General features: G+C 60.2%; 22 protein-coding genes, 1 tRNA gene and 1 pseudogene. 9 read left to right on the top strand and 15 right to left on the bottom strand.

All coding sequences use genetic code 11. From position 1 onward, the window contains the following. The first annotated feature begins 49 nt into the window (after positions 1–49). Positions 50–814 (top strand): heme ABC transporter permease, encoded by a 765-nt coding sequence (locus tag X760_RS44455; RefSeq protein ID WP_023717213.1) that lies wholly within the window; start codon positions 50–52, stop codon positions 812–814. 241 nt (positions 815–1,055) lie between these two features. Here X760_RS44455 and X760_RS44460 read toward each other — a convergent pair whose 3' ends face one another. Continuing rightward, positions 1,056–2,114, bottom strand: a complete 1,059-nt coding sequence (locus X760_RS44460; RefSeq protein ID WP_023717214.1) for a D-TA family PLP-dependent enzyme — start codon at positions 2,112–2,114, stop codon at positions 1,056–1,058. Between the two features lie 145 nt (positions 2,115–2,259). Between X760_RS44460 and X760_RS44465 the strand changes: the two genes are divergently transcribed. Further along, positions 2,260–2,946 (top strand): D-lyxose/D-mannose family sugar isomerase, encoded by a 687-nt coding sequence (locus X760_RS44465; protein WP_023674428.1) that lies wholly within the window; start codon positions 2,260–2,262, stop codon positions 2,944–2,946. A 751-nt stretch (positions 2,947–3,697) separates the two neighbouring features. Here the strand turns inward: X760_RS44465 and X760_RS44480 are convergent. The 6 genes from X760_RS44480 to X760_RS44505 are packed head-to-tail and all read right to left on the bottom strand — an operon-like array spanning position 3,698 to position 9,648. Continuing rightward, complete coding sequence (locus X760_RS44480; protein WP_023717217.1) at positions 3,698–4,564, bottom strand: RDD family protein; 867 nt, start codon at positions 4,562–4,564, stop codon at positions 3,698–3,700. Next, positions 4,551–5,582 carry a stage II sporulation protein M gene (locus tag X760_RS44485; RefSeq protein WP_023717218.1) on the bottom strand — a complete coding sequence of 344 codons (1,032 nt, stop codon included), beginning with the start codon at positions 5,580–5,582 and terminating at the stop codon, positions 4,551–4,553. Before X760_RS44485 ends, X760_RS44480 begins: the two co-directional genes overlap by 14 nt. Beyond that, positions 5,579–6,886, bottom strand: coding sequence for a DUF58 domain-containing protein (locus tag X760_RS44490; protein ID WP_023717219.1), 1,308 nt, complete (start codon positions 6,884–6,886; stop codon positions 5,579–5,581). Before X760_RS44490 ends, X760_RS44485 begins: the two co-directional genes overlap by 4 nt. Further along, complete coding sequence (locus X760_RS44495) at positions 6,883–7,839, bottom strand: MoxR family ATPase (RefSeq protein WP_023717220.1); 957 nt, start codon at positions 7,837–7,839, stop codon at positions 6,883–6,885. Before X760_RS44495 ends, X760_RS44490 begins: the two co-directional genes overlap by 4 nt. Further along, positions 7,826–9,025, bottom strand: coding sequence for a DUF4350 domain-containing protein (locus X760_RS44500; protein WP_023717221.1), 1,200 nt, complete (start codon positions 9,023–9,025; stop codon positions 7,826–7,828). The genes X760_RS44495 and X760_RS44500 overlap by 14 nt, the downstream gene beginning before the upstream one ends. Then, positions 9,022–9,648 (bottom strand): DUF4129 domain-containing protein, encoded by a 627-nt coding sequence (locus X760_RS44505; protein ID WP_245278514.1) that lies wholly within the window; start codon positions 9,646–9,648, stop codon positions 9,022–9,024. The genes X760_RS44500 and X760_RS44505 overlap by 4 nt, the downstream gene beginning before the upstream one ends. A gap of 149 nt (positions 9,649–9,797) precedes the next feature. Here X760_RS44505 and X760_RS44510 point away from each other — a divergent pair, with 149 nt between their 5' ends. Then, positions 9,798–10,580, top strand: a complete 783-nt coding sequence (locus X760_RS44510; RefSeq protein WP_023717223.1) for a hypothetical protein — start codon at positions 9,798–9,800, stop codon at positions 10,578–10,580. A gap of 60 nt (positions 10,581–10,640) precedes the next feature. Here the strand turns inward: X760_RS44510 and X760_RS0137035 are convergent, their stop codons facing one another. The 5 genes and pseudogenes from X760_RS0137035 to X760_RS44535 form a co-directional block, all read right to left on the bottom strand. Then, the gene (locus tag X760_RS0137035) at positions 10,641–11,417 is read right to left on the bottom strand and encodes an N-formylglutamate amidohydrolase (protein WP_031193477.1); all 777 of its coding nucleotides are present in this window, start codon (positions 11,415–11,417) and stop codon (positions 10,641–10,643) included. Continuing rightward, positions 11,417–12,241: pseudogene (locus X760_RS44515) on the bottom strand (glutamine synthetase); the annotation flags it as partial. The pseudogene X760_RS44515 and the gene X760_RS0137035, both read right to left, overlap by 1 nt. Before the next feature lie 15 nt (positions 12,242–12,256). Then, positions 12,257–13,205 (bottom strand): IS630 family transposase gene (locus X760_RS74335; RefSeq protein ID WP_156948011.1). Its coding sequence is split into 2 segments (ribosomal slippage): positions 12,257–12,868 and positions 12,870–13,205, totalling 948 coding nucleotides; the frame shifts between segments, so codons are not numbered across the junction. Between the two features lie 72 nt (positions 13,206–13,277). Next, the gene (locus X760_RS44530) at positions 13,278–13,784 is read right to left on the bottom strand and encodes a hypothetical protein (RefSeq protein ID WP_023717227.1); all 507 of its coding nucleotides are present in this window, start codon (positions 13,782–13,784) and stop codon (positions 13,278–13,280) included. Beyond that, complete coding sequence (locus X760_RS44535; RefSeq protein WP_023717228.1) at positions 13,781–14,428, bottom strand: isochorismatase family cysteine hydrolase; 648 nt, start codon at positions 14,426–14,428, stop codon at positions 13,781–13,783. The genes X760_RS44530 and X760_RS44535 overlap by 4 nt, the downstream gene beginning before the upstream one ends. A 153-nt stretch (positions 14,429–14,581) precedes the next feature. Between X760_RS44535 and X760_RS44540 the strand changes: the two genes are divergently transcribed. From X760_RS44540 to X760_RS76165, 4 genes are all read left to right on the top strand, one after another. Next, positions 14,582–15,304: a LuxR family transcriptional regulator gene (locus tag X760_RS44540; RefSeq protein ID WP_023717229.1), complete on the top strand. Its 723-nt coding sequence runs from the start codon at positions 14,582–14,584 to the stop codon at positions 15,302–15,304. A gap of 83 nt (positions 15,305–15,387) precedes the next feature. Next, positions 15,388–16,059 (top strand): acyl-homoserine-lactone synthase, encoded by a 672-nt coding sequence (locus X760_RS44545; RefSeq protein WP_023717230.1) that lies wholly within the window; start codon positions 15,388–15,390, stop codon positions 16,057–16,059. Positions 16,060–16,186: 127 nt separating this feature from the next. Then, complete coding sequence (locus X760_RS76160) at positions 16,187–17,557, top strand: hypothetical protein (protein ID WP_156948012.1); 1,371 nt, start codon at positions 16,187–16,189, stop codon at positions 17,555–17,557. Between the two features lie 453 nt (positions 17,558–18,010). Next, the gene (locus X760_RS76165) at positions 18,011–18,271 is read left to right on the top strand and encodes a hypothetical protein (protein WP_156948013.1); all 261 of its coding nucleotides are present in this window, start codon (positions 18,011–18,013) and stop codon (positions 18,269–18,271) included. A gap of 146 nt (positions 18,272–18,417) precedes the next feature. On the opposite strand, the gene X760_RS76170 is transcribed toward X760_RS76165, so the two are convergent. Further along, positions 18,418–19,899, bottom strand: a complete 1,482-nt coding sequence (locus X760_RS76170; protein ID WP_156948014.1) for a hypothetical protein — start codon at positions 19,897–19,899, stop codon at positions 18,418–18,420. A gap of 970 nt (positions 19,900–20,869) precedes the next feature. Between X760_RS76170 and X760_RS44555 the strand changes: the two genes are divergently transcribed. Together X760_RS44555 and X760_RS77790 are read left to right on the top strand one after the other, a co-directional pair. Continuing rightward, positions 20,870–21,745: a DUF4747 family protein gene (locus X760_RS44555; RefSeq protein ID WP_084642431.1), complete on the top strand. Its 876-nt coding sequence runs from the start codon at positions 20,870–20,872 to the stop codon at positions 21,743–21,745. A 227-nt stretch (positions 21,746–21,972) separates the two neighbouring features. Further along, positions 21,973–22,311 (top strand): hypothetical protein, encoded by a 339-nt coding sequence (locus X760_RS77790; protein ID WP_245278515.1) that lies wholly within the window; start codon positions 21,973–21,975, stop codon positions 22,309–22,311. Between the two features lie 70 nt (positions 22,312–22,381). Here X760_RS77790 and X760_RS44565 read toward each other — a convergent pair. Together X760_RS44565 and X760_RS44570 are read right to left on the bottom strand one after the other, a co-directional pair. Further along, positions 22,382–22,455 (bottom strand) — tRNA-Gln (locus X760_RS44565). Between the two features lie 118 nt (positions 22,456–22,573). Then, entirely contained in the window at positions 22,574–23,506 is a 933-nt protein-coding gene (locus X760_RS44570; protein WP_023717234.1) for a lysylphosphatidylglycerol synthase domain-containing protein, read from the bottom strand. Between the last annotated feature and the right edge of the window lie 204 nt (positions 23,507–23,710).

Raw genomic sequence — 23,710 nt, forward strand, 5'->3', positions numbered from 1 at the left:
GCCGGCGCCGTGGTTGCCGCAACTCCGCCGGCGGTCTATGTAAAGCCGCATGAGCGACACGACTTCACGCCTCTCCGGCTGGATGGACCTTGCCAACCCGACGCGGTTCGTCGGGCTGGTCGACAAGGTAGTGCCGTGGTTGGCGAGCGTGGCCGCCATCATCCTCACTGTCGGTCTCTATATGAGCTTCACGGCGCCTGAGGATTTCCAGCAAGGCATCACCGTGCGCATCATGTATATCCACGTGCCTTTCGCCTGGCTTGCCATGATGTGCTATACGCTGATGGCGATCTCGGCGTTGGGCACGCTGGTCTGGCGCCATCCGCTGGCCGACGTGGCGCTGAAATCGGCGGCGCCCATCGGTGCCGTCTTCACCGCCCTTGCGCTGATCACCGGTTCGATCTGGGGCAAGCCGATGTGGGGCACCTGGTGGGTGTGGGACGCGCGGCTGACCTCGGTCTTCATCCTGTTCCTGATGTATCTCGGCATCATCGCGCTGACCCGAGCGCTCGACGATGCCGGGCGCGCCGCCTGGGCCGCCGCCATCATCACCCTGGTCGGCTTCATCAACATTCCGATCATCAAATTTTCGGTCGACTGGTGGAACACGCTGCATCAGCCGGCTTCGGTGTTCCGGCTTGGCGGGCCGACCATCGATCCAAGCCTGTTGTGGCCCTTGCTGGTGATGGCACTCGGCTTCACCGTGCTGTTCTTCGCGCTGCATCTGATGGCAATGCGCACCGAGATCCGCCGCCGCCGTGTCATTTCGATGCGCCGCGTCGCGGCAAGGCAAGCTGAACGGCAACCCGGCTGATCTTATCCGTCGAGTTTCTTCCCACCCCCCTCTGTCCTGCCGGACATCTCCCCCGCAAGGGGGGAGATCGGATGTTGCTTCTGCTTTCGCCAATTACCAACGTGTCAAAGTGGGTGCGGGCGGCGGAGCTGCCAATCTCCCCCCTTGCGGGGGAGATGTCCGGCAGGACAGAGGGGGTGCTGTCCCTCCGGCGTCCGGAAAATTCTATACATTAAAGCCTCCGCACGCGCTCCGGGCTGGTTCACCCCATACGCCCGCGCGCCTTGACCGGCAGCGTCTCGATCACTTTCTCGCCTTCAATCAGATGCACCTCGTCGAACAGATTGGTGACGACGCAGCAATGGTCGGGCACGACGCGCACGCGCTCGCCGATGCCAAGCTCGGCGCCGCCCGAAAGCGTGACATTGCCGTGCTCTTCGCTGAGGCTGGTCACCCTTGCGCCTGAAATGCCCAGCAGCTCGCCGAAATCGGCGAGCCCCAGCGTGTCGCTGGACAGCGCCTTGCTGCCGGCGTCGAGGATGGCGCGTGTCGGCGTTGGACGGCTGACCACCGTCGACAGCACCGTCAGCGCGCAATCGTCGAGGCTGCCGACGCCTTTGGCGACTTGGTAGCGGTCGAGATAGATGTAGGTGCCAGGCCGGTATTCGGTAACGACGGAATGCTCGCCCGAGCGCCACATGTCGGGCGTGCCGCCGCTGGAGATACGCTCGCAGGCAAGGCCGGATGCGGCAAGTGCTTGCTGCGCATCGGCGAGCCACGCCTCGGTCTCTGCGGCGCGGCCCGCCCCCGGGTAGGTCATCAAGCCGCCGAAGACGAGCCCCCGGACCTTGTCGATCTCGCTCGCCAGCGCGACTGCCTCGCCGGCCGACTGCACACCGCAGCGGCCCATGCCGGTGTCGCATTCGACCAGCACCGGCAGGCGGTGGCCGGGATCGGTAAAGGTGGCGGCAAGTCCCATCAGCGTGTCCATGCTGTCCGTTGTCACCGACAGTGTTACGCGGCCGTGCAGCGCCTTGAGGCGCTCCAGCTTCGCCCGCCCGAGGATATTGTAGGGCAGAAAGATGTCGGTCAGGCCGGCGTCGGCCATGATTTCGGCCTCGCCGATCTTCTGGCAAGTGATGCCGACGGCGCCGGCCGCGATCTGCTTCTTTGCCCAGTAGGGCAGTTTGTGGGTCTTGATGTGCGGCCGGAGTTTCAGCCCGTGCCGGTCGGCATGGGCCTGCGCCCGCGCGATGTTGGCTTCGGCGCGGCCGGCATCGATCAGGATCGCCGGCGTATCGAGGTCGTCTATGCTGCGCATGGTCTCACCATCGGAAAATTGGTTGACCTTATGGCCCTGATCGGACCGCATGTCATGGGGCCAGCGACAGCAGTTTGCATCGACACCGAATTGACGTTCGGCTATTGCGTTAGCGCTCGCAAAGCGACGGGAAGGAACCACGATCATGAAACGCTCCGCCATCAACGACATCATCCGCGACGCCGACGCCTTCATCCGCTCGTTCGGCTACATCATGCCGCCCTTCGCCTACTGGAGCCCCGAAGAGATGAAGGCGCGCCGGCAGGATTCGTCGGCGATCTTCTCCTCCCGGCTCGGCTGGGACATCACCGATTATGGCCAGGAGAAGTTCGACGAGCTCGGCCTGTTCCTGTTCACCGTCCGCAACGGCCGCTACGAGGACATGAAGAAGGGCATGGGCATGCTCTATGCCGAGAAGATCATGATCTCGCGCAAGGACCAGCTGTCGCCGATGCACCGCCACAACATCAAGGCCGAGGACATCATCAACCGTGGTGGCGGCAAACTGGTGCTGGAGCTGTTCATGCATGATCGCGATGGCGGAATCGATCCGAAGGCCGAAGTATCGGTGCCTGTCGACGGAACCATCCACAGGCTGCCTGCGGGTGGGCTGCTGAAGCTCGACCCAGGCCAGAGCGTGACGCTGCTGCCGGGCGTCTGGCACGCCTTCTGGGCGGAAGGCAAGGACGTGCTGATCGGCGAGGTTTCGACGGTCAACGACGATCTCACCGACAATGTCTTTCGCGAACCAATCGGCCGCTTCGCAGACATCGACGAGGACACAGCACCGCTGCACCTGTTGGTGTCCGACTACGAGAAGTGGGTGGGATAGGGCAGGGTGGCGAGGAACACTTACGCTCGAGAGTGAAGGTCCTCGGCAATCAGCCGCTTCTGTCGCAAGTCGACCCGAGTCGTTGTGCACAGCTGATCCAGCGGCATTTTGACGTGGGCCTCGTCAAGCGGGATTAGCGCGTAGTAATTGCCCTCGCCGGGCTGTGGGATTGGCGCCGGGGCCGACTTCTCATCGGAAGGATCGACTCGTGAGGCGGCAATGATCACTCCGCGGGAATCGTATACCGCGTGAAGCACTGTTGGCATGTCTTGGCTCCTCAGGGAGAACTTATCGCCGCGAATCTTATTTGCATATCGTCTGATACGTTCGTCTGTATCACCTCGGTCTGGCCTGTCTCATCGATGTAGGTATACAGGCTTTCCCAGCGCAAAGTGGCCGTGCGAAGGACGACCGCCGCACGTACCGAGTACCCCCAGTAGGCATCGCCTGTTCCGAGTTTCCAAAACCACACCATTTGGCTGCCAGCTCGTTGGAAAGTGGATTGAGTGACGAAAGTGGCCAAGGAAGTCTCCTTGCAGCTTGATTTCCGTAGAACCTGGAACTCTCGAGGAGTTTTCTTGCAACATCCGCTTGCGACTTCCAGAGGATAGGGAACACGAGCACCCTCGGACGGATAGGCATTTCAACCCCGCGAGACTGAATTTGCGGGAGAAGATGGCACCGGTCAAGCGTCAATCTTCGGTGGCAATGGGCTGCTGCGCACGCTTTTCGTGCATTTCCACTCCTGAGTCTAACGCTGATGCTTGTCGGCCCTGCGGTTGCCCAGCAGCAGCTTGCGTTCGAGATGCGCCCGCAGCTCTCCGTAATACGCCGTCAGGAACGCGCGTGCGTCATGGGCTTGTGGTGCTGCGCCGATCTTGCGTCCGATCGTTTCGGCCACCGTCCGCAACGCGAAATAGTCGTCGCGGCGCAGCACTTCCTCCAGCTTGTGGAGTTCGGCAATTCCGTACGCGTCGAGCTGGGCGTGGCTGAATCGGAACGCACCAGTGCCTGCATCCTGCCGGGCCGACAGATCTTCCAGCAAGGCGCGCTTCGGTGCCTCGACCACCCAGGTCCCCGCCAACAGGTCGCCGATCCGCATGCGGTCTCGATTGAAGAGGGGGAACAACGCAAACAGCAGCGTCCACACCAGTCCGAACACCGTCGTCAGCGTGTCGGCAAGGTCGGTGCCGCTGCGTCCGACGATGATCGACAGCGGCAGGAACACTTCGATCTCGCGCATCAGGTTGCGGGCGATGACCTGGTCGATCGACAGGCCGTCTCCGCTGCGCGATGCGACCCGGATGCCGACGATCCGCTTGCCGGGCGTAGCCGCGCGCCTGCCCGCTTCGAAGACGATGAAATAGGCGTTGCGCAGAAAGAAGATCAGGATGATCCAGACGACGAAGAGCGGCTGAAACCCCTCGCTGCCAAGGCCTCCCGCCCCGAACAGTGCGACGATCGTGATCACGATTGCAGCCACCGCGATGAACACGATGTCGAGGAGGAAGGCGGAGGCCCGCGTGCCGGCGTCGGCCAGCCTTATCCGAAGATCGACGCCCTCGGGCGTGATCAGCGGCCGTATAGCCGCGAAGGCGGCGCGCCTACCGATCGCCATGCCGCATCATCCGGAACAGGTAGAAGTAACCGATCCACAGCGCCAGCATGCCACCACCAATGGCGTAGCGCGTGACGTCGCTGGTGATGGTCTGCCTGCCAATGCCCTCGAGCAGCCCGGCAAACAGCAGCATGACCGAGACCCCGACCATAGCATTCGCGGCGATGCGTCCGGCACGAGCCGCTGCCGCCATGCGTGTCAATTCGCCGGGAAAGGCGATGCTGGTGCCGATGCGCATGCCGGCCGCGCCGGCCAAAGCGATTGCGAACAATTCGGTGGTGCCGTGGATGGCCAGCCAGCCGCCGAGCTCCATGCCAAGTCCCTTGGACCAATAGACTTGGAACAACGCACCGATCATGCAGCCGTTGAACAGCATCAGCAGCACCGTCGGCACGGCGAAGGCAAAGCCAAGGGCGAAGGCCAGGATTGCGACCTGGACGTTGTGCGTGAACAGATAGGCGGCAAAGCCTGAGAGAAAGCCATTGTCGCCATCATAAAGCATGCTGCGCAGCAGTTCGGCCGAGGCATCGGGACCGCGGCCCCCCGCCAGGCTGGACGGGATGATCGCGTCGAACCAGCTCTTGTCGGATGCCACCAGCCAGGCGCCTGCACCAATGCCGATCACCATCAGCGCGACCGAAACCAATGTCTCGCGCCACAGGTCGCGAATGGCTTCGGGCCAGTCGTGCAGGAAGAAATCGGCGAGGCGCTGCCGCAGCCCGCGACGTGCGCCGTAGAGATAGAAATAACCGCGCAGCGACAGCGCTTCGAGATAGGCGACCAGCGCGTTGTCGAGCGAGGTCGCCCGCGCCACCGAAAGGGAAGACAGCGCCGATCGATAGAGTAGGGGCAGCGACAGCAGCTCCTCTTCGGAAAGCGTGCGCGGCGCACGCTTCTCGACACGCGCCAGCAGTGCCTCGAATGCTTTCCAGTCGGCCTCGCGCTCGCGGCGAAAGCTGGCCAACGACTGGCGTACCGCGTCGCCACGTACCGCACTGCCGGGTACTGGCGCCGTCACAACAGATCCTCCTGCTTGAACTGCAGATAACGCTCGACCAGCGCGGGACCCAGCCGGTTGTGGTTGGCTTCGATGACATGCGCCCCGAGCAGCCGCAGCCGGCCGATGACGACCTGCCTTTCGCGCAAGAGCCCTCCGGCAACGACCGCGCGGGCAACGTCCTCGCCGGAGCGTGGCGGCATGTCGGCCAGGCCCTCCAGTTCGGTATCCTTCATCAGCATGAACAGCACCAGATGCCGTTCGGTGAGCCGGCCCACGGTGCGCAGCATCAATTCGGCACTGATCGGATCGACGAAATCGGTGAAGATGATGACCAGCGAACGGCGGTCGAGCCGCGCCGCCAGCGTCGTCAGCGCCAAGGTGAAGTTTGTCTCCTCGCTGGAATAGTCGATCTCGGCGGCCCGTTTCTGGATCATCGCAAAGCTGGCGGGGCCGCGTACCGCGCCGCTCGAAACGCGCGGCCTTGCATCGAAGCCGAACAGGCTGACCATGTCGCCGCCCTTCAGCGCGATGAATGCCGAGAGCAGGGCGGCCGTCACCGCCCGATCCACCTTCGGCACACCGTCGACCGGCTCGCACATCAGGCGTCCGCTATCGATGGCCAGCACGATATTGTTGTTCTCCTCGATGCGGAACTCGCGCGCCAAAAGCTTGCCGTGGCGGGCGCTGCGCTTCCAGTCGATCATGCGCCGGCCCATGCCCGGCTGGTAATCCTTGAGCGCGTCGAACTCGCGGCCTTGGCCGGCGCGGCGCTGCGCATGGCCTTCAGCGAGGGTCGCACGCTGCAGCAGCGTGAGCGCCTCGCCGCGGGCGCTGCTGACGTCGGGCAGCACCGCAACCTTGCTTTCCACCGGCAGCACGACCTGGTTCCAGACCAGCCCGAACGGCCCGCGCCAGCGCACCCAAAGACGGTCGAAGCTGGCGATCCCACGCCGCAGCGCCTGGAAGCGAAGGTCGAGCGACCCGCCTCCGGGGGTTGGCAGCAATGTCCCACCGCTGTCGCTCACCGGCGCCAGACGCGCATCGTGGCCGACGCGAGCCTCCGCGGCGCGCGGCCCCGAGTGACGGGCGGCGATTTGCACGCTGAACTCGCCGCCGACACCGACCTGCTGCGGCGCATCGATGCTGGCATTCAGCGATGCCCGCCCGCGTCCGGCCGCGGCATCCACCGCCAGGAAGGCAAGCAGCAGGCAGCTCCACAGCAATCCCAGATACCAGAATGACGGCAGTGCCAGCGCGACCAGGAAGGCCGGCACCGCGCCGGCCGCTGCTGCCCACACTGCTCGGCCGCTGGGATAGATCAACGTGGTGCTTCCGTCTGGTCGACCAGGTCGGAGACGATCTGCTCGACCAGGCGGCCGTCGATCTGGGCGGCAGGCGAAAGGATGACGCGATGGCGCAGCGCCGGCACTGCCAGCGCCTTGACGTCGTCGGGGATCACATAGGCGCGTCCGTCCAGCGCCGCCCGGGCACGCGCCGCCCGCGCCAGCATGGCGCCCGCGCGTGGACTGGCCCCCACTTCCAGATCGGCATTTTCGCGCGTAGCCCGAACCAGCGCCGCTATATAGCCGATGACATCGTCGACGAGGGTGACGGAGCCGACGGTTGCAAGTGCCTCCTGCAGCGTCTCGCGGTCCGTCTGCGCCTCGATGCCATATTGCGCGATGTCGTGCGAGGCGGAGCCGCCGCCGTGATGGACGATGATGGCTCGTTCTTCCTCGGGGCCGGGATAGCTGACGCGGTGCTTGAACAGGAAGCGGTCGAGCTGCGCCTCGGGCAGGGGGTAGACGCCCTGGTGCTCGATCGGATTCTGGGTCGCGACGACCATGAAGTTGCGGCCGAGCGAATGCGTGGTGCCGTCGAACGTGACCGCATGTTCCTGCATCGCCTCGAGCAGTGCGGCTTGCGTCTTGGGTGGCGTGCGGTTGATTTCGTCGGCAAGCAGGAGATCGCAGAAGATCGGGCCGCGCGTCAGCGTGAACTGCCCGGTCTGGAAGTTGTAGATGTTCGACCCGACGATGTCGCCGGGCATCAGGTCCGGTGTGAACTGGATCCGCCCGTAGGCGACCCCAAGCGCTTGGGCGAAGCAGCGCGCGGTCATTGTCTTGGCCGTGCCGGGAGGGCCTTCGAGCAGGATATGCCCGCCTGCAAACAAGGCGGTCAGCATCAGGTCGACCGTATCGTGCTGCCCGGTAATCGCCTTGGCCACTTCTTCCCTGATCCGTGTCGCCAGGGCCTTCACATCATCGACGTTCACCGAGCCTCCTTGCTGTCCAGTCGTGCAGCCGCTCAGCTGCCTGTTGCATCTGCGCCAAGTTCTTGGCCTCGCCGGCGGCTTGCGAGCGCATCGTGAAGCCGCCAGCTTGCTCCTTATCGCGAGAGTCGAGCCAGTGGTCGAGCGCTGTGCCTTGCAACCCTTGCGGTGCCCCGAGCAGCGCGCCGGCGCGCACCCGCATCAAGGCCGCATAGCGGCTTCCCAGCTCGTCCAGCCGGCCGGCACGCCGCATGAGCATCGCCGTCGTATCGACCAGCGCACGCTTGCCGAAAGCAATTGCACGCTGGTCGGCACGCGGCGGGCCGAATCGGCCGAGGCCATGCAGGAACGCCAGCGCCGCAGCGACCAGGATCGTCAGTGTCAGCGCCAGGAAGGGCGGCTCGACCAGAAGCTTGGCCAGATCATACTTCCGCCCCGCGCCGTGCAGCGTCAGATCGAACATCACCGGCCCGTCGTCCGGCTGGAGCAAGGCGATCAGCCCGAGCGCCGCTGCCGCCTTGTCGGGATCCTTGAGGGCGGCGTTGTTGATCAGGTCGGGGTCGGTCAGGATATAGAACGGCTTGTTCTCCACTTGCGTCAGCACGGCCTGGCCTTTGCCGGCTGCAATGACCGGGTGGTCGTCCGCTACCCACTGCAATTCGTCCGGGGTGTTGACGAGCTGGCCCTCGATGTCGAGTTGCTTTGGGGTACTCTGGCCAGCACCGATCTTTGCATCGGCGATCCGGCCAAGCCATTCGTTCACCACCGAACCGGGCAATCGCCCGAATTTCATATTCCAGCCTTCGTGCTCCTGCAGCGGCAGGATCTGCCATTTGGGCAGCACGAAGAGCGTGTTCTGGTTCTGACGAAGGTCGAGGATGTGGTCGAGAGCCTCCGGATCGCTGTCTGGCGAGATGGTGACGATCAGCAGCATGTCGGTGCCGAGATCGTCCTCGGTCCGCGCCATGAAGGGCGGTTCGCCGGTCAGCTTCAGCCATTCCGCCAGGCCGGCGTAGCCGACGCCGCTTTTCGACAACGGCGTGGCGCCGCCATTGCCGGGTTGCCGGAAATCGGGAGCATAGGTGGACAGCAGGAAGAAACCGGCTGCCGCAAGCAGGCTGGCGAAAATCCCCCAAAACAGTGTCTTTCGATTGAACGGCTCCTGCGCCTCGACCGCCGGTGCGCTCACGTCCAGGCATCCCGGAAGGCGAAACGTTCATAGGCGCCGCGTGCTTGCCGCCAGCCTTCCGCGCCGACCGGCCGGCGCGCGAACAGCGCCGTCTCGACAATGCGGGCGATCTCGGTAAACGCATGGCGTGCCCTTCCCGGCAGGGAAGGAGCATTGGCGATGTCGCGCGCGGTGAGCGACGGGCGCAGGAAGTCCGGCAGCCGGCTGGCAATATCGGCGACGCTGCGCCGAAGCAGCAAGTGAACCGCCTCGTCATAGTCGCCGCGTGCGGCCAGCGCATCCGCTTCCGACAGCAGGATCTGCGCGGCGCCCGCGTCGGGACGCCAGGTCTCTTCGGCCTCGGCCTCGGGCCGCGCGCGCTGCCACGGCAGGTGCCAGGCGATGCCTTTCACCTCGAAGAAGACCAAAAGCAGGATGATTGCGGCGCCCGATATCACCGCCCCCCAGAACAGATAGATCATGTAGGGACCGAGCGATGACAAAAGATCGAGCAGCGGCTTCAGCCAGTCGGGCGGCTGGGGCGGCACATAGGCCGGCAGGTCGAACTGGATCGACTCATCGGCGATCAGCTGCTTGTGCAGATTGGTCAGCCATTCGGCTTCCGCTGTGCCTGGCTGTGCCACCGTCACCCGCTCCCCTGCAACCTGCAGTTCCCAGCCGACACTGACAATGCAGCACAAGAATTGCAAGTGGGCTGGACGCCCACGGTTAATCTTGGCAGAATTGCTATTAGGGCGCCGTGATACTGTTACGGCGAAACACGGGGGGAATCATGGCTTCAACGACACTGGAACGGCCTGAGAAATTCGAGATCGGCAGAGTGTTCAACAACAGCTTCGCCGTGATCGGCCGCAACATCGGCTTATGCCTTGGGCTCGCGCTGCTGTTTTCAGGCTTGCCGGCGATTATTCTTCGGCTGTGGAGCCAACCGCAACTAGATGCGGTTCTGCAGGGCGACCCCGGCGCCGCGGCCGATCCCTCGATGATGTTTCAGAATTCATGGATTACGGTTATTGCGGGATTGCTATCCTTCGTTTTCGCGCTGCTGCTCCAGTCGGCGCTGGTGCGGGCAACGATCGAGGACTTGAACGGCAAGCGGCCGACCTTTGGCGACTGCATTCAGATAGCCATCCGCAATTTGCTGCCGACCCTTGGTATTGGACTGCTCGTCGGCCTGGGTGCGGGCCTGGCGTCGATAGCTTTGCTGGTTCCCGGCATCATCTTGTGGCTCGGATGGTGCGTGGCGGTGCCGGTTCTGATCCAGGAGCGGCTTGGCGTGTTCGGTTCGATGTCGCGCAGCCGTGTCCTGACCAAGGGCAACCGCTGGCCGCTATTTGGCCTTTTCCTGATCCTGATGGTCATCGCGATGGTCATCCAGTGGGTGATGCTGGCAGTCATCGTCATGTTTGGCGGGATCATTGCCGATGTGGCGGCAGCCTTGGTGTCGACCGTGCTGTCGATGGTGCTGTCGGTCGCCACGGCGGTCAGCTATGTCGAGCTGCGGCAGGTCAAGGAAGGCACCAGCGTCGAAGAACTGTCGCAAATCTTCTCCTGAGGACGGTGGAGGCTTTTCACCGGCTGGCATCTTGCGTTGCGGTCGAGCAGCCGAGCTCGGTCATAACGCCTTTGTCTGTGCCGGCAACGCTGCTGCCAGGCGGTGCGCCCATTCCTCGATGCCGGAGCGGCCCGCCAGCAGGTCCTGCCTGATCTCGACGAGGACGGCTGGAATGCCGCGATCGTCGCCATGGACCGGTATGGCGTAGTCGCCCTCGCGGCTGATCACGTAAGGCTCGTTTGCCGCGACGTTGAGCCCGATGCCGGCGCCCAGGCCGGCAAGCATTGCCTGGCCGAAATCGATTGCCCGGTCGTAAAGCACGCCGGCATGCCAGGGCCTGCCAACACCGAGGTAGACCGGCGTGAAGGAGTGGATCGTCGCGATCCGTGTCGCTCTGCCCTGCTTCGCCCGCTCGTCGAGATGGGCAGCGACGCGGTCATGAAACGGCGCGAACATGATCTCGGCGCGCCGGCTTCGCTCCTCCGGATCGAGGCCGACATTGCCGGGGATCTCAGTGTCCTCCGATAGCACCGGAATGCTGCCGCTGGAACCAAGCGGCCGGTTGAGATCGATCAAAAGCCGCGAATAGGAGCTGAGGAAGGCCGGAGCATCGAGCAGCTTCGACAGAAGGCGGGTCACTTCGGCGGCGCCGATATCCCAGGCGATATGGCGCTGCAAATGGCTGCTGTCGAGACCAAGCCGCGCATACTCGGCCGGGATGTGATTTGACGCGTGCTCGCATATCAGAACGATATCGGAACGCCCCGTTTCGTTGATTGCGTCGACCGCGGGTGGCCAACCTTCCGGTAGGATGGCGTTGGCAAGTGGCTCAGCCATCAATACAGCGTCCGGTAAAGGTCGCAGACTGCCACTGGATCAAGCCCGGCAAGGCGCTCGGTCTCATGCCGCTTGAGGCCGACAAAGGTCTCGACGAACACCGGCGCGAACCATCCTGTCACGGTCTTGTCGGCAACGAGCGCGTCGAGTGCCGCCGGCAGCGTTTCCGGCAGCCGTACGAGGCCAAGCTTCTTGCGTTCGGCGGCGCTCATCTGCGTCGGGTCGCCGGTGACCAGCGGCGGCGCCGGCAGCTTGGCCTTCAGCCCTTCCAGCCCGGCGCGCACGATCGCCGCCAGCGACAAATAGGGATTGCCGGTGGCGTCGGCTGCCCGGTATTCGATGTTGTACTGCCGCGCCGGATCGCGCCCGCCGATGGTCACCGTCGGGCAGATGCGTAAGGACGCCTCGCGGTCGCGATCGGCAAGCCAAGTGTAGGACGAACTCCAGCTATGCGGCTTCAGCCGGTAGTAGGACGACACACTCGCCGCCGTCATGGCGGTGATCGCGGGCAGGTGGCGCAGCACGCCGGCGCAGAACGAAGCGGTCCGGCTGGAAAGACCGCCCGGCTGGGCCGGATCGTAGGTCGCCGGCTTGCCGGCCTCGTCGACGAAACTGAAATGGATGTGGACGCCGTTGCCGACGGCATCCGGCGCGATCTTGGGCGCGAAGCTCGCCCGCCAGCCGGCACATCGCGCGACTTCGCGCGTGATCTCACGGATGGCGACCGCGCGATCGGCCGCGGCGACCGCATCGGCTGGCTCGCATGTCACCTCGAATTGGTCGGTGCCGAATTCGGCGATCACCACTTCGGGCGCGACGCCGGCTTCCGCTAGAGTCTTTCACGTTGTGACGGAAGCGTAGCCGGCGTTTGCGAAGTAGTTGTTGCATTCGGTTGCCTCGATCGTTTCAACGAGGTGGCCGATGTGGCGCCAAGTGTCCTCGACGGTACGCTTCTGCGCTTGGCGCATCCAGTGTTTGATTTTGGCAAAGGCCTGCTCGATCGGGTTGAGGTCGGGAGAGTAGGGCGGCAAATACCAAAGCCTGGCGCCGGCGGCCTTGATCATCTGTCTGATGGCGGCCGACTTATGGCTTCCCAGATTATCCATGATGACGATATCGCCGGGCTTCAGCACGGTGATGAGCTGTTGCTCGACATAGGCGCGGAAGCATTGGCCGTTGATCGGGCCGTCGAAGACGCAAGGTGCCGCGAGCCTATCGCAGCGTAGCGCGCCGAGGAAGGTCAGCGTGCGCCAGTGGCCGTGCGGGGCCAAGCCGCGCAGCCGCTTGCCCTTCGGCCCCCAACCGCGCAGCGGAGCCATGTTGGTCTTGATCCAGGTCTCATCGATGAAGACCAGATGCTGCGGATCGAGGCCGGCCTGCCAAGAGCGCCATCGCTGACGCCTGCGGGCAATATCGGCGCGCGCCTGCTCAAGGGCGAACAGCGTTTTTTTTGAAGCTCAGGCCCTCGCGCCTCAAGAACATCCAGACCGCGTTGTGCGAGACCTTGACCCCGCGTGCGGCCAACTCATCCTTCAGACCGTGCAGCGTCAGATGCGGTGTCTCACGCAGACGCGCCTCGATGAAGGCACGGTGCGGCTCCAGCACCCTCTTGCGATGTCCGCCCATCTTGCCAGGCGCAACCGAGCCAGTCGCCCGATGGCGCTGCAACAACTTCACCGCCGCCGAAACCGAAATGCCGAACCGTTTCGCGGCCGACCGGCGGCTCTCGCCACCCAAAACCGCCGCTACAACACGTTCGCGAAGATCATCCGAAAGCGGTCGCGTCATCCGATGCTGGCCTCCTTCCAGCCAGCATCTTGAATCACAGAACCGACTGATCGGGAATCCCCTTCGATTCCGTCAAATCAGGAACCGCTCTAGCGCCGCCATCAGATTGGCGGCAAACGGATCGGCGCGGCGCAATGCGGCCAACGACATCGAATGAGCCGGCCCAAAGTCGCCCTCGATATGGAATTCATGCTCGAACGCGGCGATGACGGAAAGCCCGGTCGCCGCCTTCAACTCCGCCAGCGCATCGCTCAGCATGGTCCGCGTACAGCCGACCCACGGGCTGCCGTCCAGTTCGACGATGTTGCCGGCGACCATGTCGAACGGTGTCGGCGATCCGGTCAGCGCCGTGCGAAACCGCGCGTTGAGATCGGGAATGAGCCGCACATCGCCGGACGAGTCCCAGGGATTGGGGTCGACGATGGAATTGAAGGGCGTCAGCGACAGATTGGCCTGCAGCCAGCCGACGCCGGTCGCGGCGATCTTCTGCAGCTTGCTTTCGACGGCGGAGCGGCCGCGCGTGATCGCCGAAAGGTCGGTGGTGACGACGGCAACGAGCGGTTCGACGGTCGATGTCATGTAGCTTTTCCCAAGGCTTCGAAACGGGCAGTAATGATGGCGGTGTCGGCGATCCAGCAATAGCCGCCGAACGCCTCGAGCGCGCCATCATGGCGCTCCTGCGAGGCGGCGGCGCAAGCGTCCGATACGCAGGTGACGAGGTAGCCGCGATCGGCGGCATCGCGCACCGCCATGTCGACGCACTGGTCGGTCATAATGCCGGCGACGATCAGGTAACGCACGCCGAGGTTTTTCAGGACATAGTCGATGTTGGTTGAGTTGAAGACGCCCGACGATGTCTTCGGCAGCATGATCTCGTCGCCGACCGGCGCCAGCGACGGCACCGGCAGGCCCTCCGGCCGGCTCGGCGCGATATGGATCGGCGTCAGCTTGTGGTCGAGCGAGCGGTCGCGGCCGTCTTGGGTCAGGCTCTGGATGATGGTGTGGATCACCTCGACGCCGTTGGCCCGCGCCGCCGCCAGCAGGCGCTCCTGGTTGGGGATCGTTTGCGACGCCGTCTGCCGGTAGAAATAGTGATCGGGGCCGCGCTCCGGATGGGCCGGATCGGCGCCGGGCTCCAGCCAGACGCGCTGCATGTCGACTAGCAGCAGCGCGGTTTCGCCGGCCCGGAACGGCTCGTTTCGTTTCGGCAATGCTGGCGTCATGCTTGGGGGTCCTGCTTCGCTGATCAAAGTCTGGCTGATTTAGCTGATTTTGGTCCGCGCGTCCTGGCGTGGCGGACACACTTATTGGGAGTATTCGAAGTCGCTAATTTGAGTTAAACTTTGTTTTCGGGCGTGGAGACGGGGGTCTCTGTCATGATCGATTCAGACGTGTTCGACTTTGTCGAACGCTGCAGGAACCATACAGCCACCGGGCCGCTGCTGAGCGACCTTCTTGATACCGTGAGGAATCTCGGCTTCGAACATCTTATCCTGAGCGGCGTGCCGCTCGGTGGCCAGAAGCTTGCACCCATGGTTGAGCTGAATGGCTGGCCGGCCGGCTGGTTCGAACGCTATGTCGAGGCCGAGCATGCCGCGGCTGATGGTGTCTGCATCTATTCGGCAAAGACTTTAAAGCCGTTCCTGTGGTCCGATGTCCCGGCAAAGTGGTCGGATACGGAGGGCTCGCGACGCGTCGCTGGCGAGGCGACGGAGTTCGGCATCTGTAGCGGCTTCGCCGTACCGATGCTCAGCGTTCATCATTGGCAATCCGTGCTGTCGTTTGCCTCTTCCGCGAAGGCCTGCACCCTGTCGCCGCGCCATCAAGTCCAACTGGTGACCATGGCAGTCTATGCCGGCATGTCGATCCAGGCATTGTCGAATGACGATGACGACCATGAGGGCGTGCTGACCGACCGCGAAAAAGAAGTGCTCTTGTGGGCCGCGGCCGGCAAGACCTCATCGGAAACCTCACAGATTCTCGGCCTGACCGAGCGTACGGTCAAATGGCACTCAACGCGCGCTCGCGAGGCTTTTGGCGTCGCAACGACCACGCAAGCGGTCGTTGAGGCTGTGCGCCGGCGTCTGATCCATCCCTAAACGCGTCAACTGTCCCATCGGACAGGTGACGTATATTAGCGCGACTGCGAGTATCCCTTTGAGAACGATCGGGGGATCGCGCCATGATAACGGCCCACGTAGTCAATGCGCATAACAAGCATCTCTACGAAAACGAATTCGACGAGTTTCTGCGCCGCCGGCACGACTTCTTCGTGCACCAGAAACATTGGCGCCCTCCGAGCCCGGACGGTCGCGAGCTGGACCAATTCGATACCGACGCGGCGACTTACCTGCTTGGTATTGAAGACGGTCGCGTAGTGACTTCGGCTCGATTGATCCCAACGAGCGAGCCGCACATGGTCTCGGAGGTCTTTTCTCACATGTGCGAAAGATCGGGCGTCCCGAGGCGTCCCGATTGGGCCGAATGGACCCGCACATTCGTCGTTCCCGATAAGCGAACTGCTGGACTGAGGGGCACGCTGACGCAGCTGTGCTGCGCAGTGATGGAATACGCTCTCGACGAGGGCCTCAGCGCCGTCGGCGGCGTCCAGGAAACCTACTTCATGCCGCACCATGGCGCGCTCAAATGGCGGGCCGAGCCGATGGGCATGGCCAGGGAAGAAAACGGCGAATGGTACATCGTCGCGTATATTGAAGTGAACGAGGCGGCACTGGCGAGCGTGCGGAAGATCCTGGGGATTGAGGAATCGCTGCTGGTGAGGCGGGGGGCGCAAGTGTCGTTTATAGACGTTCCAGGGATTAGGGCTGAGTGCGACGTTTCGGAGAGTTTCTGAAAATAACCCAAGTTGGTTGACCTGAGTATCACGGGCGCAAGGACAATTGTCACTGGCCAAAGATATCAGGTACAGAGCTCTTTCGAATTGAGGAGTGAGAACTACTTAACTCTATTGGGAGGGACTCATGACTGTGACACGGCCGTGCGCTTCGGCGCATTGTAGCGGAGCTGCTCCGCAAATAAATACGATCTGTAAGGCGCTTAAGTGGCCTGTTAGTCATCCAGTTGAAACGAACGACGCAAATGGTCCGTGCGTATGTTCTTGCTCATGTCTTGCGTTTGGAACCCCGGTTCAGGTCGCAGAAGATGAGTACAGGGCAATCGAAGCGTTCAAAGTCGGAGATTCCGTTCTTGCTACCGGCAAGGATTTGAAGTGGCGTCATTCGAAAGTAACGTTTAGTCAGGGAACTACGGGAGCCTCGCGTCAGAAGTACGCGGTTGTTGTTGTCTATGGTGGGACAGGGTTAGTAGTAACCAGTGATCATGTGTTCCTGATGTCTGATGGTAGTTTGAAAACCGCTGACAGACTGGCGCCAACCGATGAACTAGTAAGCCCAGCAGGACAACCGGTTGAGATCGAGTCGGTTCACATTGGGGACTACGTGTCCGGGTTCCACCATATTGCAACAGTAAAGAAAGAGCCAAACAAAAACCTTGATCAGCACCTATTAAATACGAATGGGGTTGTGAGCGGAGATTATAGTCTCCAATTGTTCTACAAATCTGGAGAAGGTCATCATTTGATGACGAACGGACATGAGGATCTCCCTATCGTGGGTTCGGCCGAGTACAGGAGGTTATACGGTGACTCTTCGCTTTCCGCCCCAAGATTGCGGGGCCAGGATATGATCTTGCTAGAGAAGAATATTCCGGACCCGTTTTCGGGACAGTTCATCTCTGCGGAGGCGATGAAGCTTTCTATTCCCGAAGACGCCGCTAGCTTTATTTCGGAGGAGGAGGCTGAGGCCCGCCGCGACGATCCCAAGCGCGAATTTAATGATCCAGCAGCTCGGGAATGGACCGAAGCATTAATAAATTTCTATCAAGTTTTTTTCCCGCAGATCTCGTTCCAATTTAATTGGGCCGACAATACCGTGAATGCATATGCTTGGGTACAGAATGGGGTACGCTACGTCGCAATCCTTGGCGGCTTGGTTAGAACTCCCGCCATCGAGCTGGAGGGGATCTCCCTGGTCCTTGCGCATGAGCTGGCCCACCACTACGGCGGGAATCCGACGTTTCCTGGTGGACTGTCATGCGAAGGACAGTCTGACTACTACGGCATGCTGGTCAACATGCGTAAGGTATGGTTTGGTGATCAGTACATCACGGTGGCCGGCAAAGCGATTGCTCAGATGGCCGATTTTTTCGGGGTTCCAAATTCACCAAACGTACCAGGCGGCCACGCTGGGTGCGATCATCCTCCCGGAAGCTGTCGAATTGCTACTTACTATGCTGCAGTGAACCTGCAGCTGAAGCCGGGCTGTGCATCCTGAATTCAAGAGTGACGTTGTGCGACTATTTCATAGTTGCCGGACCTTTGTGACCCGCCGCAGGGTTGCGAAAGCGCTTGGCATTCCTGCTGGCTATATCAACAATTTCGTCTTTTCGAAGTTGTCTGATGAATCGTTTGTGGAGCATGTCCGTGTTTGCAGTTCTGATGACTTGCTACTTCGAACGCTTACACGTAACCATAACCGAACGGAAAATTGCGACAAAATCCCTACGTGGCCGGGGAAATTGTCTGCCTTGTCTGATCAGAAAAGCTTTGTAGATGAAATCGAGCAAAAACTTAGGTTAGAGATTTGCGCGCAATGTAGTAATCGAAAATCCTGGGGCCCACGTGGGCTCTCAGTAGATGTGTGTGGGCTCTGCGGGTGCGTTTTGAAATTTAAGTCGAAACTTGCGTTTGAACGCTGCCCAGACGTTGCGGCAGGAATATGGGGTCGATGGCCGCCAACACGTTCATAGTAAGACATAACGGCAGGCGGTGCTTTGTTCCGCCCTGCGACGAATGGGACGTGCTTACAGAAGGCGGGGTACTGGTGGCTTGCGTTTCAAAAATTGAGGGGATCGATCCGGTCAAAGAAGTTGGCATCGAGACAATGGTGACAGGTGTAATATTGCCATATCTTGCCGAAGGCCCCGCTGGCGAAACTGTCTTGTCCCTAAAGCTGGTTGCTGGGTCGTTTGGAAGCTCTGTCGTCTAGCGGCAGCGTGTTCATGCGGGCGGCGCGCGAGATTCCTGGGTTGGAAGCTAGCAAACTCTATTGCCGATAGTGTCAGCTCTCCACAAAAGCTCACGTAAGTGCGAGACATCGCCTGCTCGGGCCGCTTTCGGATGGCGTCAGTCGTATCATTGCAATCTACTGGGACGGCCCGAATAGCTAAAATCAGCGGTATTATCTTGAAACACATCTTGGCAAATTCCGCTCACCACCCCGACCGCTTTTCCAGTTTGGCTGAGCAACGGAGCACCGGCGCTCCCATTTGCCTGGGCCGAAGAAGTGGACGCCATCATCTCCAACGCGTACGCGAATTCACGGCCGCTTCTTGCCAGGCACGGAGGTGGCGCCGCGATTGTAGGACCGGCATCGGGATCAGCCGGGGCATATCGAAGCAGAATCGTGGCGAGCAAAGGTCGCAGATCAGAATGATGCAGAGTAGCTCGCAGTAACTCGGCTGGATCCGACGAGCTCTCCAAAGCAAGCGGCTGCCTACCTAGAATGGGGGAGGTTGGCCGCAAAATTGCTATGTCGTTCCCTGTGTCAAGCCCGACAAGTTCTGGCAAGTTGGCGCTCGGAAGATCCTGGATCCTAGACAGTTCCCACCTTAGTGGGGCTGATGGGCTGCAGCTAGTATTTGCGTAGTCCCAATAGATCTTGGCATCGAAGGGTCGCGAAGCCGATATCCCTCGGCCAAAGCTACCATTGACACAGAGAGCAGAGGTTGCCACTGCGGTATCCGTGCCAGAGATCGTCAAAAAGCCGGTGCAGAAGTTGACTGCAAAATTGTTTGTTATAGATGACCATCTGATCGCTCGAATTAAGCCAACGCTGGCGGCTGACGTCGCGAGTTCCGGGTTAAATTGGGAATAGAATGGGTCGTTGACGACACACGGGAGGTCCACGAAATCTTTCGGTATGTCATACTTCATATGAATTGGTGGAGCTGGTGCCGTGCCTGATGGTACAGAAGTCCCATGCAATATTGAATCTGTATCGGGCAACAACGCGGTTGGGTCACCTGGCCACGCCACGTTCAGGATGCGCACTATCTCGAAACTATCCGGGATGAGCTCCGCAGGTATGCCGTCCAAGATGATATATACATGCGGCCCTCGAAGAGCGTCAGTGAAAGTGAACTCAGTATGGTCAGGTGACTGCTGCCTAAGGCGGGACTCTCGACCATCTTCATCAACTATGCGGGCGAATGGAATCCAGCTCGACCGACCATTGAAGCAGATGATCGCATAATCGCTAATTTGAATGTTTATCTTTGTGCCAAAGACGACCTTTTTAGCGTCATCAAGAAAATAAGAACCACCTCTGTTGCTTTTGATCATTTTCTGAGAGGGCGCTTCTGCAGTAATTGGCAGCCAAATAGTCCTGTTGCCTGTAGCGACACCTACAACGCTGACGCCTCCTGTTGCGACCGCGCGCTCTCGCTCTAGGTCAATCTCCACTTTGTTTTTGTCAAACGAAAGCCGCCAGTTCGAATCTGTTCCTTTAAGACGGTTTAGAAGGTTCGACAGTGAGGGTGTCGCAGAAAACGACCCTGACGCTTCAGCCGCTACTGCCGACAGCGCAAAGATGACAACAAACAGAAATCGTCCCATTGCAGTTCCCCTTTTTAAATGGAGCTATGATCTGATAAATGGAGAGACGCCTTTCCCTTAGGCGAAGAATTGGAATTGCTTCAGCCCATGCACCTATCACAAATTGGTCTATAAGCAGTATGCCAGTTGACAACTATATCTGCCAGTGTTTTCTTGTCGTGCATGGAACCTCGGTGCACTTCTGCCGGCGACCGCTGGGAGCATGAGAATGACTCGAACGTTACTGCGAATTGCGGCGATTGTGTTTTTGGTTGGGCAACTTTCGTTTTCCTTCTTTGACCCGTCGTTTGGTTCAAGTCTGTGTGAATGGGTCAAGACTGATCCGAGTAGCACAGATTTCGGCTGCAAATCGGGTTACAAATTGTCTGGAGTACAGTATATTTTTGGAGGGCCGGCAGAAATCAGCGTGTATTGCTGCTCGACGAGTTCGCTTGACAAATGTACGCCCAACGACACCTGCCATGTAGTGAATCCCGAGGTGAATAAAATCTGCCTCGTTGAGGGGCGTAGCGGCCAATATATCTCTGTGACTCCCAAGGGTGGGGGCGACGTTTGCCTTTGCAAATGTGGATAGTTGACGACGAGAAATTCTGCCCCCAACCATGCCCTGCTCAGAGGCTGCGGTGACGAGCACGGCAAACAACTAACCGGCCGCGATCATCCGCGCCGCGTTACGCCAATTTCGCACGATGTCCCTCCGACCGGCGAGCTCCGCATGTTCGCCTGTTGCTCGCCGAGTTCATTACTAGGTTTGATTTCGTGTTCCTGATATGTTCTGATGAGTGTGCTAAGCGCAACACGCCCGACATCCTCGCATCTGTTGTCGAAAAACTCCCCTGGTAACAGAGAAGCGCCGTGCAACTTTCGACTAGGTGCCCGCCCCTGATCCGGCGGGACTTTTCATTTTCGCGTATTGGAAAACAGGTTGTTATGTATGTAGTCTGACCGGACGGGCTTAAGAGTGGGGGAAATGATGGCACGTAAAATCAAAATATCGGCGTCTGCATTGAATATCCGTCTGCATCCGCACAGTGTCGAAATCTACGCAAGCTGGATCGAGTTGATTTTTTCCAAAAAGCTGATTGCGCAGGTGTATGGGGATAGGCATGGCATGATATCAATGCTTGACCGAACTGAATCAGAGGACGGAAAAATATCAGGAATCATAACAACGTTTGTGAAGCTCGACGATGGAGGAACTTGGTTCAATACAGAGCAATTGACTGAGGCTACTGACGAGCAGGTCTCAAAGGTGAGCATTCCGCCAAATATTTATCCAAACTCGTCCACGTTTTACTTTCTTTTCGACACCATCGACCACAGGCTGTACTTTCAGACGTATTCAAAAGGTGGAAATATATTTACGCCAACGTCCGCTCTTCGATTCTTTGGTAGGCTGGCTAGAGACCTTGACGTTATGGGACGCTTTGGTGAAGCAAAAATCTCTCTTGTGCAGGATGAGGCGTCTCTAGAAAGGATGTTTTCGATCAAAAGAATAAAAGAGATAGAAATAACGATACTAAAGCCAAATACTGACATTTTTGATGACGACTTCGAAAAGAATATTGAGAAGCACCTTGAGGACACTAAGAGTAGCCAATTCACTGTGATTTACAGGGCGGAAGCAAACGGCTCAATCAAGCCCGATGATGACATAAACAAAATCAGTAAGGTTGCACTCGAAAACGGATCAGTGAATGTCATCGGTCGCGATGAGAGAGGGGCGGTCCGGCTCAACAGTGGCCAATTTCCGCAGGACTTGCATGACAGATTCGATCCCGATGCTCAAAGTGAGCGAAACGCATTCCTCGGGCTGATCCCGCCTCGCGCCCAGGCGAACGAGTAGCCATGTTTGGGCAATGGTCCACGCTCTTCAGGTGGCTACGACGGTATCTCCGATCGTATGGCGGATTCCGAGGGATAGCCGCGTCCCCATTTTTCGGAATCGCGATCATCATTTCTGCGCTCAACTACTCACAGTGGGTTCAACCGGCTTGGGTCGAGAAAGTCGAAACGTTCATACCAAGTCTCCTAGGATTCAGCCTTGGAACCTATGCGATACTATTCAGCATCATGACGGGGCGTTTGAAAGGTGCGCTGCGTCAAGTAAATGCACCTAATGGGGTAAGCTATTTGGAAGCCATCAACGCAACGTTCTTTCACTTCATATTCGTGCAAGTCTTGTCGTTGATATGGGCGTTTCTGTTTCAAGGCACCTGGCTTTTCGACCTAGTGCGGCTTTTCGAAAAAACCTGCCCGTCGATCGAGGCCGTTTTTCACATATCCTCTCGCATAGGATCTTTCATTGGCTGCTTTCTGCTTGTCTATTCCATCTTGCTAATGATCGCCGCCGCCTTGGCGGTTTACCGTCTAGCCATGATAAAAGACCCCAGCGAAGGCGCAAAGGAATGAAAGCGGACCAGCGAATTCATGGCCGGAAAAGTGTTCCGGACGCATTGCAACGGTTGGCAAAAGGCAAGTTTGGCTGGGGAACCTGGATTCGAACCAGGACTAACGGAGTCAGAGTCCGTGGGTCTACCGTTAACCTATTCCCCAGCAGGCGTGGCTGTTGAAAACCGCGCGGCAGGGCGACGATGTCGCCGCGCGTGCCTTGTAGCCGCCGCCGGAAAATAGTCAACCCTGTGTCTGGGTTCAAATGTCGCGTTCAGGCGCCTCAACTCTCACCCCGGCTGTATTGCGAGTGCTCGAAAAACAGCACCACGCCGAGCGCGATCAGCAGCGGGATGATCAGGTAGAACAGGCGGAACACCAGGAGCGCCGCCAGTACGCCGACCTGGTCCATATGCGACAAACCTGCAAGGAACACCACCTCGAACACGCCGAGCCCGCCTGGCGCATGCGAGATCTGCGCGATCGAGAACGACACCAGGAAGACGCCGAGCACGATGAAATAGCCGGGATTGCCGGTGGCGGGCAGGGCGAAGAAGATGATCGCCGCCGCCGCCAGCAGCTCGATCGGGCCGACCAGCAATTGCCGCGCCACGATCGGCAGCGCCGGGTAGTGCAGCTGAAAGCTGCCTATCCTCAGCGGCCTCAGATGCAGCCAGCTGCCGAAGACATAGGCCGCCACCACCAGCAGCATGGCAAGGCCGGCCGCCTGCGCCAGCCGGTGATGCGGCGTGCCGGAAAACCGGTCGATCACCTCGGGCTCGAGCAGCAGGACGATGCTTGAGACGAACAGTGTCGACAGCACGAAGGTGATCCAGCAGATCGCCACCAGAACGCCGACATCTTGCCCGGTCAGGCCCTTGGTGCCGTAGGCGCGGTAGCGGATCACCGCACCGGAAAACACCGAGCCGCCGATATTGTGCGACAGCGCGTAGGTGGTGAATGAGCAGAAGGTGACGAACAGCCACGAGACTCGTCTGCCGATGTGCAGAAGCGCGATGTGGTCGTAGCCGGCGAGCGAGGCATAGGCAATGACCGAGCTCAGCGCCGCCAGCACCCAGCCGCGCGCCGGGATGGCGACGATGCCGTCCCAGACGTCGTCGAGCGAGATGCCGCGCAATTCGTGCAGCAACAGCCACAGCGAAAACACCACCGCGGCGATGCCGATGACGGGCCAGAAATAGCGCCTCCAGTTCATGGCGTGAGGATCATGCGTTACAGCCCGTACCCTTTTTCCGGTTCGCAGCAGGAAAACCGCCCGCGGTCCCGAATGGTTTCGCCCTCCATTTCAGAAATGCCTCATTGAAGCCGGCTATTCAACCGGGAAGGCGCGCCATCATCGGGCCGAGGGCACGGGCGAGACAATGCCGCCGGCAAAATTCGCCGCGAGCACTCTTGGTGA

This window comes from Mesorhizobium sp. LSHC420B00, from assembly GCF_000503055.1.
Taxonomy (GTDB): domain Bacteria; phylum Pseudomonadota; class Alphaproteobacteria; order Rhizobiales; family Rhizobiaceae; genus Mesorhizobium.

Bases quoted from the DNA above. Each gene is read 5' to 3' on its own strand.
- X760_RS44455 (WP_023717213.1), top strand. From the start codon at position 50: ATGAGCGACACGACTTCACGCCTCTCCGGCTGGATGGACCTTGCCAAC.
- X760_RS44460 (WP_023717214.1), bottom strand. From the start codon at position 2,114: ATGCGCAGCATAGACGACCTCGATACGCCGGCGATCCTGATCGATGCC.
- X760_RS44465 (WP_023674428.1), top strand. From the start codon at position 2,260: ATGAAACGCTCCGCCATCAACGACATCATCCGCGACGCCGACGCCTTC.
- X760_RS44480 (WP_023717217.1), bottom strand. From the start codon at position 4,564: ATGGCGATCGGTAGGCGCGCCGCCTTCGCGGCTATACGGCCGCTGATC.
- X760_RS44510 (WP_023717223.1), top strand. From the start codon at position 9,798: ATGGCTTCAACGACACTGGAACGGCCTGAGAAATTCGAGATCGGCAGA.
- X760_RS0137035 (WP_031193477.1), bottom strand. From the start codon at position 11,417: ATGGCTGAGCCACTTGCCAACGCCATCCTACCGGAAGGTTGGCCACCC.
- X760_RS44530 (WP_023717227.1), bottom strand. From the start codon at position 13,784: ATGACATCGACCGTCGAACCGCTCGTTGCCGTCGTCACCACCGACCTT.
- X760_RS44535 (WP_023717228.1), bottom strand. From the start codon at position 14,428: ATGACGCCAGCATTGCCGAAACGAAACGAGCCGTTCCGGGCCGGCGAA.
- X760_RS44540 (WP_023717229.1), top strand. From the start codon at position 14,582: ATGATCGATTCAGACGTGTTCGACTTTGTCGAACGCTGCAGGAACCAT.
- X760_RS44545 (WP_023717230.1), top strand. From the start codon at position 15,388: ATGATAACGGCCCACGTAGTCAATGCGCATAACAAGCATCTCTACGAA.
- X760_RS76160 (WP_156948012.1), top strand. From the start codon at position 16,187: ATGACTGTGACACGGCCGTGCGCTTCGGCGCATTGTAGCGGAGCTGCT.
- X760_RS76165 (WP_156948013.1), top strand. From the start codon at position 18,011: ATGGCCGCCAACACGTTCATAGTAAGACATAACGGCAGGCGGTGCTTT.
- X760_RS76170 (WP_156948014.1), bottom strand. From the start codon at position 19,899: ATGGGACGATTTCTGTTTGTTGTCATCTTTGCGCTGTCGGCAGTAGCG.
- X760_RS44555 (WP_084642431.1), top strand. From the start codon at position 20,870: ATGATGGCACGTAAAATCAAAATATCGGCGTCTGCATTGAATATCCGT.
- X760_RS77790 (WP_245278515.1), top strand. From the start codon at position 21,973: ATGACGGGGCGTTTGAAAGGTGCGCTGCGTCAAGTAAATGCACCTAAT.
- X760_RS44570 (WP_023717234.1), bottom strand. From the start codon at position 23,506: ATGAACTGGAGGCGCTATTTCTGGCCCGTCATCGGCATCGCCGCGGTG.